At 68.5% G+C, this 11,868-nt stretch carries 9 protein-coding genes; 5 read left to right on the plus strand and 4 right to left on the minus strand.

The window, feature by feature from the left end; genetic code table 11:
- Window positions 1-43 precede the first annotated feature (43 nt).
- The 3 genes from ACFZDJ_RS52775 to ACFZDJ_RS52785 all read left to right on the plus strand — a co-directional run bounded on the left by ACFZDJ_RS52775 (window position 44) and on the right by ACFZDJ_RS52785 (window position 1,823).
- Window positions 44-406 (plus strand): hypothetical protein, encoded by a 363-nt coding sequence (locus tag ACFZDJ_RS52775; protein WP_391070270.1) that lies wholly within the window; start codon window positions 44-46, stop codon window positions 404-406.
- Between the two features lie 436 nt (window positions 407-842).
- On the plus strand, window positions 843-1,352 hold the full coding sequence (locus ACFZDJ_RS52780; protein WP_391070272.1) for a JmjC domain-containing protein: 510 nt from the start codon (window positions 843-845) through the stop codon (window positions 1,350-1,352).
- A gap of 105 nt (window positions 1,353-1,457) precedes the next feature.
- A complete protein-coding gene (locus ACFZDJ_RS52785; RefSeq protein ID WP_391070273.1) occupies window positions 1,458-1,823 on the plus strand; it encodes a hypothetical protein in 366 nt (121 codons plus the stop codon).
- A 213-nt stretch (window positions 1,824-2,036) separates the two neighbouring features.
- Here the strand turns inward: ACFZDJ_RS52785 and ACFZDJ_RS52790 are convergent, their stop codons facing one another.
- The 4 genes from ACFZDJ_RS52790 to ACFZDJ_RS52805 all read right to left on the minus strand — a co-directional run bounded on the left by ACFZDJ_RS52790 (window position 2,037) and on the right by ACFZDJ_RS52805 (window position 9,372).
- The gene (locus tag ACFZDJ_RS52790; protein ID WP_391070275.1) at window positions 2,037-3,569 is read right to left on the minus strand and encodes a hypothetical protein; all 1,533 of its coding nucleotides are present in this window, start codon (window positions 3,567-3,569) and stop codon (window positions 2,037-2,039) included.
- A gap of 315 nt (window positions 3,570-3,884) precedes the next feature.
- Entirely contained in the window at window positions 3,885-4,865 is a 981-nt protein-coding gene (locus ACFZDJ_RS52795; protein ID WP_390931779.1) for an aldo/keto reductase, read from the minus strand.
- 229 nt (window positions 4,866-5,094) lie between these two features.
- The gene (locus tag ACFZDJ_RS52800; protein WP_391070276.1) at window positions 5,095-6,654 is read right to left on the minus strand and encodes an NAD(P)-binding domain-containing protein; all 1,560 of its coding nucleotides are present in this window, start codon (window positions 6,652-6,654) and stop codon (window positions 5,095-5,097) included.
- A 1,128-nt stretch (window positions 6,655-7,782) separates the two neighbouring features.
- A complete protein-coding gene (locus ACFZDJ_RS52805; protein ID WP_391070278.1) occupies window positions 7,783-9,372 on the minus strand; it encodes a carboxypeptidase-like regulatory domain-containing protein in 1,590 nt (529 codons plus the stop codon).
- Between the two features lie 777 nt (window positions 9,373-10,149).
- Here ACFZDJ_RS52805 and ACFZDJ_RS52810 point away from each other — a divergent pair.
- Both ACFZDJ_RS52810 and ACFZDJ_RS52815 read left to right on the plus strand, forming a co-directional pair.
- The gene (locus ACFZDJ_RS52810; protein WP_391070279.1) at window positions 10,150-10,614 is read left to right on the plus strand and encodes a DUF6188 family protein; all 465 of its coding nucleotides are present in this window, start codon (window positions 10,150-10,152) and stop codon (window positions 10,612-10,614) included.
- A 199-nt stretch (window positions 10,615-10,813) separates the two neighbouring features.
- On the plus strand, window positions 10,814-11,722 hold the full coding sequence (locus ACFZDJ_RS52815; RefSeq protein WP_391070281.1) for a phosphotransferase: 909 nt from the start codon (window positions 10,814-10,816) through the stop codon (window positions 11,720-11,722).
- The last annotated feature ends 146 nt before the right edge of the window (window positions 11,723-11,868 follow it).

The raw sequence follows: 11,868 nt of genomic DNA on the forward strand, positions 1-11,868 counted from the left end.
CGATGTCGGTTCTTCGCGGTGCCGCCGTGCGGTCACCGGCCCGGTGACCGCTCCCCGCGGTCCGCTGCTCGGCAGGTACGACACCGAAGGGCGCCTTCAGCACGTCGGCCGCACCACCACCCTCGCCCGGGCAGCGGGTCCTGCGGTCGCCGGCCTTCTCGCTCCGGGGCGGCGCGGTCATCCGTGGACAGGCTGGTCGCTCTCCGCCGGGTGGGACAGCCAGGAAAAACTGGTCGTCACGCTGGTGGCACCCGAGCTGGTAGTGGAAGTCGACGTCGCCCGCGACGCCTGCGGCCGGTCGCGACACTCCGCACGCTGGCACCGCGCCCGCCCGGACCTCTCCCTCACCGACGTTCCCCGCACGACGTCGCCGCCGTGCCGAAGTGACTGTGCAACCGTGATGTGAGGGTGGAGTGTGTGGGTTTCGGAGGTAGTTGAACGCCCGCAGCCGGGTTGCCCAGGACGAGACCTGATGCCGCACACCACCACCCAGTCCCCGGAGCCGGGCAGCGGGCTGGTGTGCCCGCCATCAGATCAACGCCGCCCGCGCCCGCGGGGCAACGCCGTCAGACGGCGGCGGCACCAGCCGCTCGGACGACAACGACCAGTCGAGGACGGCCTGAAGCGATGACCATCGTGTCCATCGCGGAGCGGCTGGGGCATGACGAGTTCCTGGCCCGGTCGCTGCACCGCGACTAGTGCCATGTACCCCAGGCTGTGGACGTCCCCGGCTCTCTCGTCTCCTTCGACGTTTTCAACGAACTGATCGCCACCCACCGGGTGGAGCCGCCACGGCTGCGTCTGTCGGCCGAGGCGAGGTCCTCCCGCAGCACCGTTACGCCGTGCCCGTAGCCACACGACGGCACACCGTGTGGCAGCGCACCCATCCGGCCGAACTGCACCAATGCCTGTCCGACAGCGCCTCCCTGGCGATCGACTCGATCGACTCGATCGACGAACTCCACGAGCCCGTCGCCGACCTCGCTCAGCACATGGAGAGCTGGCTGCGCACCCGCATCCAGGTCAACGCCTACGCCTCATGGACCCCGACCGAGGGATTCGGCATCCACTGGGACGACCACGACGTCATCGTCGGCCAGGTCGAGGGCGCCAAACGCGGGCGCTTGTACCGCCCGACCCGGCAAGCCCCCATGCATCACGACGTCGCCTTCCCAGAGCTACCACCGGAGCCACCACCGGAGACACCGGTCGCGGACGTCGTCCTCAACCCGGGCGACGTCCTGGATCTGCCGCGCGGCTGGTGGCGCGCGGTCACCGCCGACCAGGGCACCGCCTCCCCGCACCTGACCTGTGGACTCGGCCCGCACACCGGCGCCTACCTGATCGGCTGACTGTCGGAGCGGCTACGCACCCACGGCCTCGTCCGAGCTGATCTCCCCCTGCACGCCTGCCCCGGCGCCCAGGAGGCGTATGCGGAGTCCCTGCGCAAGCTGCTGATGGACGCTTTGGACGAGCCGGACCTGATCGGGCGGTTCGCTGCAGCCCGGGACGCGGAAGACCTCGGCCGACTGCGCCCCTCTCCGCCCTTCCTCAACGGCGTCCCTGCGGAACCGGACCTCGCGGTGCGGTTGACCACCGGCCGAACCCGGCTCACCCGGGCCCGCGATGACGACGGTGCGGAGGTGGTCCGCTTCACCGCGGCCGGACAGGAGATCGACTTAGCCCCGGCCACCGCATCGCTGCTGCGCCGTCCGCTCGAAGGCGGCTGGTGGACCCTGGCCGATCTGGCGACTGCCGCCAGCCTCGCCGTGCCCGGGCTGGTGGACGGTCAGGCTGCCTGCGTCCGGGCCGGCCACCGGTGACCGCCGCGTTGGCGCTCGGCACGTACCGGCTGCGGGACGTGGCCACCGCGGCCCGGTATGCCGCCGCCTCCGAAACTACGTGGCTGGACACCGCGCCGAACTACCTGCACGGACGCGCCCCGCGGCGCGAACTCGCCCGGCACGTGACAGAGGTGATGCCCGCATACAACCTGGCAAGGACTCAGAGTCGGCCTGGACAGTGCGGGCAACCCCCTATGCGATCGAACAATCCAGAAGTCGCCCGTCGCTGGTGCCAATGAGCAACCGACCAGGCTCGGTCAGGGTCAGCGCGGTCGGTACGGCGGGCACTGCGGCAACGGCAAGGTGCCGACGCCAGCGCACGGTGCCGTCATGGAGATTGAGCCCGACGATCTCGCCATCGTCGTAGGTGACATAGATGGCCTCCGCGTCGCAATCGAGGTCGGTGGCCTTCCGGTCCGTCCGGAAGACCCAGGTCGGCTCCCCATTCGTTGGCTCGCGTCGTACGACGAACGAGCCGTCGGGCTGCAGCCCGTGGCCGTGGTAGACGGTGCCAGCATGCACCAGGCCACCATCCGCAGTCTCTACGCCAGGGCCCCCGAAGTGTGTCTCACCTCGTGTCCAGGAGTAGGGGAACAACCGTCTGACTTTCGCCTTCGTCGGCTCACGCGGGCGTTCGGCAACCGGCATCGCCTCCAGGTCGGCCGCGGCGAGCCACGTTTCCTTCCGCTCGAGGTTCCACTCGCCCTCCTCGCGCACGGTCTCCCGGAAGTAGACCCGGCTGCCACGCCGGATGCGGAGCCTGCTCCGTTCCCCGATTGATCCTGCAGGCGCTAGGGCCGGCAGGCCGTCAGTGCAGCGCACCAGGGACACCGGGGCGGAGGGGGTGAGGTGGTCCAGCTGTGCCCCGTCCTCGAGCGAGAGCCGGACGACGGCCTGAGGACGTTTCTCCCACTCGGGCCGGACCAGGCCGACCCAGGCCGATCGCTCATCTGCGGCGATGACAAGGTCCCGGCCGCCTTCGTCGTCCGGAACAGCCCACTGCCGCTGTCCCGACGGCAGCCAGGACTCCAACTGGACCCCGTCAAGCGTCGCCAGGATCCTGCCGTCGGACAGTTCCTGCACCGCGCGGACGTTGCACCGCGGACCCCAGTCCGTACTCAGAGAGGAGACCCTCTGGCGGGCGTCCTCTCGGCCGTCGGGGCGCGGGGCCGTCACCCGTGGTCCTGCCAGGTCGTATGCGGTGACCGACCGGGGTGGTACGGCCCTCCAGTCGGGCCGGCGCAGCACCGCGACGTGACCCTCGACCCATGCGTCTTTGTCCTGCCAGTCGTCAGGCGGTGCCATCAGCACACGTAGTTCCTGTTCGTTGAGCCATTCCAGACCCAGGACCTGGCGGCCGAGCTCGTGCTCGATGAGCGACGTGGGCATGCCCGTCTCCAAGTCCAGCAGGAGCAATTCGCCTTCAAAGAAGTAACCGCCGTCATAGCTGCCCGTGCCGGCAACGAGGAGGGGCAGCGCGGGATGGAAGGCCATTGCGTGTACGGGGTAGCGCGCACGGAGAAGGGCTCGGCAGGCCAGATCATCGGTGCCGTAGACACCAATCGGCGCAGTGCTGCCGAACTCGTGCATGCCCGCCACCGCCGTGTGTGTGCCCGCTACTGCCAGCAGGCGGCGATGCTCGTCGTCAACAGCGAGGGTGGGATCGCCAACCTCGGCGAAGGGACGGTCACCGAGGATTCGGTCGATGTGGAACGGGACGGTCATGGCGATGATCTTCTCAATGGCCGAAGACTGCGGGAAGCCACGAACTTCAAGAAGTTGAACAGAAGAACTCGACTGGCTTGACTGGCTTGACTGGGAAGTCTTCCAGGCCCTTCGCCCACTCCCACTCCCACTCCCACTCCCACTCGAGGCTAGCACCCAGGTGTCGACGCGCGCCGCGCGTGGATCAACTGACGCGATCGGCAAACCGGCTGATCAATTACGCGAGTTGCAGCGCGGGACCCAAAGGGCCACACCGGGGAGGCCGACGGTCCCGGGGGCCCGTCGACATTGCCGACGGGCAGTCACGTCATCACGTCAGGAGTGGCCGAGGACTCGGTGTGGCTGGTACGGGGCTTCCAGGCGGGCGATCTCCTCCTCGCTGAGGGACACCCCCACCGCCGCGACCGCGTCGTCCAGATGGTTCAGCTTGGTCGCGCCTACGATCGGTGCGCTGATCGCCGGCTTGCCCAGCAACCACGCCAGGGCGATCTGTGCGGGCGGCAGCCCCCGCTCACCGGCGACCTCGCGCACCGTGTCGACCACGTCGAAGTCGGAGTCCCCGTACAGTTCCTCGGCGTACTGGTCGCTGCCCGCGCGGACCGTGAGCTGCTTGCCGCCGCGTTCGCGTGAACCGGCGAGCAGCCCGCGCGCCAGCGGGCTCCACGGGAGGCAGCCCACTCCTTGGTCGAGGCAGAGCGGGATCATCTCGCGCTCCTCCTCGCGGTAGGTCAGGTTGTAGTGGTTCTGCATCGACACGAACTTCGTCCAGCCGTGTGTCTCCGCGACGTGCTGTGCCTTGGCGAACTGCCAGGCGAACATGCTGGACGCGCCGATGTAGCGCGCCTTGCCGGAGCGCACCACGTCGTGCAGCGCCTCCATGACTTCCTCGATCGGCGTCTCGTAGTCCCACCGGTGGATCTGGTACAGGTCCACGTGGTCGGTCCCCAGCCGCCGCAGCGAGGCATCGATGCCGGACAGGATGTGCTTGCGCGACAGGCCGCCGTCGTTGGGTCCGGAGGCCATCGGGAAGTAGATCTTCGTGGCGAGCACGTAGTCGTCACGGCGGGGGAAGAGCTTGTCGAGCAGCCGTCCGGTGATCTCCTCGCTCACGCCGTGCGAGTACATGTCCGCGGTGTCGAAGAACGTCACCCCGGCCTCCGCTGCCCGCCGCACGATGGGCTCGGCCGCCTCCTCGTCCAGAAACCACGCGCGCCGGGCGGGGTCGCCGTAGCTCATCATGCCGAGACAGACCCGCGAGACCTTCAGCCCTGTCGAGCCCAGCCTGATGTACTTCATGTCTGCACACCCTTAGACGTTCGCCAGCCCGTTGCGTCAGCCTACGCTTGGCCAGCGCTCGCGGTCGTGGGGAAGCATCCAGTCGCCGGCGATCCACCGTACCTCGGGATGCCGTCGCGAGACTCGGCGTAAGATCACTGTCCGCTGCGGCCCGCCTGAGTGCCGCTACTTCGCCGTCGGCAGGCAGGCAGGTCCCCCCAGCGGTGGAGCCGCGGTATCGGGCACCATGTCATGGCTGCTCCGTGTTCGCGGCTCCCGTACGGTCTCCAGGCTGCGGCCTTGTCTGAGAGGGCAGGGGAAGGGGCCGGGCAGGTGCGTCGGAGGTGTAGGCGTCTGCGTCGAATCGGCTCAGTCGGCGCACGAGCCGCCCGGTGGACCACGGCCAGGCGAAGGTGTTCCGCCCGGTGGAAGTGAAGTAGTAGCTGGTGCAGCCGCCCGTGTTGTAGACCGTGGTCGCGAGCGCGTCCTGGACTGCGGTGTTGTGGGCGGCCTGTGCGGCCGACCGGACGTCCAGGGCACAGTGGCCGCCCTGGTCGAGGTGGGCCAGGGCGGCAATGAGGTACGTCAACTGGGCTTCCAGGACCGTGATCGCGGAGGTGGAGCCGCCGAGCAGATTGGGTCCCAGAAGCAGGAAGAGGTTGGGGAAGCCGCTCACGGTGGTGCCCATGTACGCCTGCGGTTCACCGCCCCATGCTTCGTCGAGTGTCCGGCCGTTCGTGCCGTACAGACTCTTGGCCAGCGGCAGCTCACCGACACGGAAGCCCGTGGCCTCGATGAGCACGTCGGTCGGGACGGTGGTGCCGTCGGCGCCGACGACCTCGTTGCCGCGTACGGCGGTCACCGCGGTGGGATGCAGGCGGACGTGCGGCTGAGACAGGGCCCGGTAGAAGGTGCTGGACGTCAGAAGACGCTTGCAGCCCAACCGGTAATCCGGTGTCAGCTGCCGGCGTAGCTGCCGGTCGCGGACCGCGAGCCGCAGGTGTGCGCGGGCGCCTGCCTCGAGGAGGCGGGCGCCCTGAGGGTGGCGGAAGGCGTAGCCAAAGCCCTCCTGCAGGGCGTACTGCCCGGCGCGCAGGGCGCCGCGCGCACCGGGTACGCGGTCCAGAAGCCGGTTGAACGCCGCGGGTAGCAGCAGATCGGGCTTGGGCAGCACCCACTGGGCGGTGCGCTGGAAGAGGCTCACGGACGCAGCCTGGGCTTCGATGGCGGGGATGACCTGGACGGCGGAGGCGCCGCTCCCCACCACGGTCACCCGCCGCCCGGCCAAGTCGACGCTGTGGTCCCACCGGGCGGTATGGAACGCGGGACCGTTGAAGTCTTCGATCCCGGGGACCTCCAGGCGGCGCGGGACGTGCCACGGGCCGGTGGCCAGGACCAATACCGCCGCGCTGTAGGGCCCGTCGCTGGTCTCCAGCAGCCAGCGGCCGGCCGCCCCGTCCCACCGGGCCCCCAGCACCTGAACACCGCAGCGCAGCATGTCATCAAGCCGGTACCGCTGGGCCGTCGCCCGCAGATAGGCAAGGATTTCTCGCTGTCCGGCGAAGACCCTGCTCCAGGCGGCATCCGGGGTGAAGGAGTAGCTGTAGAGCGTCGAGGGCACATCGCAGGCGCAGCCGGGGTAGGTGTTCTCGCTCCAGGTGCCGCCGAGTTGCGTCCCCTTCTCCAGAACAAGCACGTCGTTGAACCCTGCCTCGCGAAGCCGGACGGCGGCGCCGATCCCGGAGAACCCCGCTCCGACGACCACGGCCCGCAGGTCCCTGTCGGTCCGCGTCCTCTGAGCCGGGATCACAGCAACACTCCGGTCGAGCGGGCGGCGCTGAGACCACGGCCCGTGCGCAGCTCTCGCGGAGCCGTTCGGCGGACGGATCCCGAAGAGAACCCGGCTTCACGGGCCGTCTCGGCCGCCCGTCGTGCGGTCCCTGCCACAGCCTGCCCACCTGGAACGTACGGCCATGGCGAGGTGTGTGGGTCCGGCTCGGTCACAGCAGCCAATGGCAGACCTGTCTGCATCAGTACCTTCTTTCCCTTGCTCCGGGTAGATGCCGTCGGTCGGCGAGCCACCCGTGCCGGCCGACGGGTCACCCGGATACATCCACGACGTCGACCAGCCCGGCGCGTGGTCGTCCGCGCGGCGTCGTCCGCATCCACGCCACTTCGGCCGAATCCGGCGTGAGCGCCTCTTGCATGCGGTTCACGAGAAGGCTCGGGTGCGTGAAACAGGGACCACAGAGCGTTCCGCTGACGCCACGCACTGCATGATCCCGAAATACTCACGCCGGCAGCGCACGTAACGCTGGCACCGGATGACGGTGAAGAAACCTCACATGCTGGGGTTTTGTTCAGTCCCGGGCCGTCGAGAGCATCACTCGAACGAAGCACGGCTTATGGAGCCGTGCAGCGGCAGCGGAGTTCCTCGGACCGGTCCCGAAGCTGGTCTTCGAGAGTGACGTTGTCTCCGCAGGCCACAGTCTGCAGCAGCATGACGCCCACGGTCGCTTCGGCGGCCGGGCTGTCCAGGAGGGGAAAGGTTGCGCGGACGCGGCGGCGGCGTGCGGTTGCAGCAGGGAGAAGGCGTAGAGAGTCGCGGGTGTCAAGGCTCTGGGGGCGGTGGCCCAGCCTTCCCAGTCGAGGATCGTGGGGCCGGTGGTGAGGTTGGCGGCATGGAAGTCGCCGTGCGCGCAGGCCCGTTGTGTGATCGGGGGTGCCGGGTGGCCGGTGTACTCGGGGACGGCGCGGAGATCCACTCTTGGCGCACGGCGGTGCGAACCAGGGGCCGGGCAGGTCGAGTTCGTCGCGGTCCGGCGTCGTAGAGCTGCTGGGCGAGCGCTCGCCGACCCGGCCGCGGGCCCGGCCCCGGAGGGCAGGTCCGAGCCGGGCGCTCTCGGGTGGCCAGCGCCAAGCGCCGTGGGCGAGCGGGCTACTTGACGCCGACCCAGGTGTGGACGCTCGTGGAGTTGAGGTGGTGGGTATCGGGGGACTGGTAGGCGACGTACCAGGTGCCGCTGTGGGTGTCCTTGGCGCTGAGGCTGTACTGGCCGCGGGCGTCCGTGGTGGTCGTGGACATCAGGTGCCAGGTCTTGCTGCCGGCCGGTTGGAACCACAGTCGCACGGTGGCGTGGCCGTAGGCATGCCAGGCCCCCGCGGAGGACTGCTGGAGGCTCCCGGAGAAGGACACCTTCTGGTTGTGACCTGGGTGCGTGGTGCTCGGCCTGCCGCCAATGATCCGGGTAGGAGTGCGCCACAGATGCACCGCGTTGCCCGTGACGGGCAGCCAGTCACGGTCACCGGGGAAGGAGACGCGCCAGTAGCCGTTGGCGTTGCCGCCCTGGCGGACGTCGCAGAGGAATTCGTCCTTGCCAAGGCCCTGGCGTCCGACCGTGGTGGTAGCCGCGCTGCGCCAGGTTTTGCCGTCGGCAGAGTACTGCACCTGGACCGTGGTGCCGGTGGGCGGGGCGCTGGCCTGTCCCAAGGTCAGGTGGCCGGCGATCAGGCCCTGGCCTGTGGCGTCCTGGGAGATGCTGAGGCTGGTGAACTGGGCTCCGGGCTGGGGAATGTGGACGCGGATGCCTTCGGCCGGGCTCTGCTGCAGGAAGTCCGTCGCCTCGTCGCGGACCTGGTAGGCGCCGGCCTGGGAGATCGGGACGCCGAATGCTCCCTGGTCGTCGGTGAAGCCACTGGAGATCCAGCCGGAACCAGTCTCCGGGCCTGACAGGTCGAAAGGGGTGCGGGGAGCGGGGAGCCAGGCGTCGCCGACCTTGCGCTCCACGACACCGGTCACGGTGGCTGTGCCGCCGGCGGGGACGTTGACCTCCGGTGGCGAGGTCAGCCGGATGCGGGTGGGCTCGGACGCGGGACGGTCCGGCTGGGAGAGGTACGCATACGCGTGCGTGTGGGTCCAGCTCTCCTCGCGGACGGGCTCGTATTCGCCGGAGGTCTGGATCGCACCGTTGGCGTCGAGCGAGATCGTGAAGGTGCCGTCGGCAGCCGTCGTCGCCCTCCGCGAAGAGCCGCTGGTGTTGTTATAGACGGACACAGTGGCACCTGGGAAGGGGCTGACCTGGCCTGTGCCCGGGTCGGTCAGGGTGAGGGCCCCGTGGACGGTGACGGTCCGGTGGTCGAAGTCGAAGTTTGACGGGACCGTCTGCGTGTATGAGCTGAAGTGAACGACCTGCTGGTACTCCACCGTCCCGCCGGCGGGCAGCGTGACGTCGTAGCCGTGGTCGTCGCGAACGTCCAGCGCAACCCGGTAGGCGCCGAAGGCAGGCAGCACGACCGGGGTCGTCGCCCGCCACACATGCGCGTCCGTGTATTCGAAGTCCGTCACGGTGAGTACGGGTCCCGTGTCCGCGGGCGCGTTCAGCGGGTAGAAGCGGGCGGTGAGCGATGTGACGGTTGCACCATTGCCGGACGACCATGCGGAGACACGGAAGTTGGCGCGGTCATTGGTGTAGTCGATGGGGGAGGCGGCTGCCCAGGGCAGACCCGACACCCGCTTGGTGAGTGTCACTGGACCCTGTCCGCCCGGCGGAGCGGGGGCGTCGCCGACTGTAGCCGCTCCCGTGGCGTCAGCCGCCGGCGTGTCGGCGGTGGTCACGGGCGTAGGACTCGGCACCGAGGTCTCGGCCAGAGCCTGGCCTGGTAGAGCCAGCGTGGCGAGGAAGCCAGCCGCGACGGATGCGGGGATGAACAGGCGTGGTCTCACTAGTAGTCCCCCCGGACAGTGAGTCGTAGATCTGTCATGCGCAGATCGGCAGCGCATCCTACCGTTCGCCGCCGACAGTCCTTCGGCGACCCGTCAGCGCCGGCGGCCGGTCCAAGGTTGTCCCCCAACCCGTCCAAGAGGACCATGGTCACAAAGCCCTGATCGCTGCTTTGCGGCAGGTGTCCAAAACCGTTACTGCGAGGCCGTTTTCAGTGGCGAAGAGGCGCCATCGCAGCATCGTGCCGCCACGGAGCGGCCTGCGGGTACCCCCACACCAGTCCTCGTTCCTCCACACGCCGCCGGTCACCGCGCGCCTGTCCCGTCTCACTCAATCGAGTCGTCTTCTCAACGAACCGATTCGGGCTTCTGTCTCAGCGAACTGGTCGCGCGGTTGGGTGCGTTGGGGTGCTGGGGGTGCTGGACGGCCGTACCGGCTGGGGTGGATCAGGCGGGGCCGTGCGTCGAGTTGTCGTAATCATCCGCGGAGGGGCGAAGGCGGCGACGCGCCGCCTCCATGCGCTCGGAGTAGTCCGCTGCGAAGATCCCGGGGAGGGCCTTGTCCAACGTTCCACCGGAAATCCCATGGCTCTCGAGTGTCGAATCAGCCAAAGTGCAGTAGTGAGCACTGAAAACAGTCCCGTCGAACACGAGGACCGGTGGATCCTGAACCTTCGCGGGATGAGCGTCACCAAGATCAGCGTGGACTTCCGGCTCGTGCTGGTCCTCGACTCGGACTGGGAAATCGCACTCGAAGCACCCGCCAACCTCTCGCACGGGACAGTCCACGCCAACCCGTCCGTGCTCCTGAAACCGGAATCGCAGGACGTCGCAGCGGCCCTCTCACTCTTCGGAGCGAAGGTCCTGTCGGCGGTCGCGTTCAAATCCGGCACCCTACGTCTCGTTTTCGACACAGGACGCCACCTGAACTGCTCGTCAGATCCGTCCCTCGAAGCGTGGCAGGTCACGGGTCCGGCAGGATGGCGCTTCGTATCGCTGTCTGGAGGCGACCTCGCCGTCTGGACCCGCTCAGGAGCAAGCGAGTCCTAGCCTCGCGTCCCGTCTTAAATGATCTGGTTCGCCGTCCGGCCGCTGACGTGCGGCGACCAGTTCGCTTGAGACGTGGGGGTGCCGGGAATCTCGGGTGATGTGGTCCTGGCGGGATGAATCCCGGATGCTGTCTCAGCTGATCAGGTCCGGCTCTGTTTCGAACTGGCACCATGTCTGGGTCGTCAGCCATGGCTGATGGTTGAGTGAGATCGTGGGCAGCTTCGAGATCGATGAGAACTTGGTTCGCTCTCTGGTGCGGGAGCAGCATCCTGACCTTGCAGGCTTGGACGTGCGTGAGGTGGCGGGGGGTTGGGACAACCAACTATGGCGCCTCGGGGACGAGTTGGCCGTGCGCATGCCGCGCACGGAGCGAGCACCCTCCCTCCTGCGGAAAGAGCACCGGTGGCTGCCCGCCCTGGCCCCGCACCTTCCGCTACCGGTCCCGACCCCCATGCGGATCGGTGAACCGTCCGCACGCTTCCCCCGGCCATGGACCATCGCGACATGGGTTCCCGGCGAACCAGCCGACCGCGCCCCGATCAGCCACGACCGTGCGGCCGACACTTTGGCGGGCTTCCTCAAGGCACTCCATGTGAAGGCGCCCGCAGATGCACCGGTCAGTCAGGATCGCGGCGTTCCCCTCAAAACGCTCTCGGACGGTTTCGAAAAGGGACTCGAGGAAGTCGCCTCCGGAGGCGATGCCGCTGGCCTCCGGAATGTCCGGGACGTCTGGGACGAGGCCGTTGCAGCTCCCGATTGGGAGGGCCCGGCTGTATGGCTGCACGGCGACCTTCATCCAGCCAATGTCGTCGTCTCGGACGGGACACTCTCGGGCGTGATCGACTTCGGTGACATGTGCGCCGGCGATCCGGCGGTCGATCTCGCGGCTGCCTGGGTGCTCCTTCCTGCGGGGGCCGCTACACGGTTCTTCGACGCGTACGCACACGCGGACGAGGCGATGATCCGGCGCGCACGAGGGTTGGCTGCCGCGAAGAGCCTTTTCCTCATCCTCATGGGCCGAGCCGGGGAGCGGGGCCTCCCAGGCGGCAAGCCGACATGGGGACCCGCGGGCCGGGCGGCGCTTGACCGTGTTCTGGCATCAATTTAGGAGGTTGGCAGACCTTTCACGTTGCTCAGCTTTCGGAGGCCACGCTCAAGGTTCCCTACGTTGTCCTGCGGGACGTGGTGAGCCCTTCGTATGGTTCATCCACCCAGGAGCGTCGGGTGTGGCTTTCAAGGTTCTGCCGTCTGTGG

The organism is Streptomyces sp. NPDC007896 (assembly GCF_042959425.1).
In the GTDB taxonomy this organism is placed as follows: Bacteria; Actinomycetota; Actinomycetes; order Streptomycetales; family Streptomycetaceae; genus Streptomyces.

Bases quoted from the DNA above. Each gene is read 5' to 3' on its own strand.
- ACFZDJ_RS52785 (WP_391070273.1), top strand. From the start codon at position 1,458: ATGGACGCTTTGGACGAGCCGGACCTGATCGGGCGGTTCGCTGCAGCC.
- ACFZDJ_RS52790 (WP_391070275.1), bottom strand. From the start codon at position 3,569: ATGACCGTCCCGTTCCACATCGACCGAATCCTCGGTGACCGTCCCTTC.
- ACFZDJ_RS52795 (WP_390931779.1), bottom strand. From the start codon at position 4,865: ATGAAGTACATCAGGCTGGGCTCGACAGGGCTGAAGGTCTCGCGGGTC.
- ACFZDJ_RS52810 (WP_391070279.1), top strand. From the start codon at position 10,150: ATGGCTCTCGAGTGTCGAATCAGCCAAAGTGCAGTAGTGAGCACTGAA.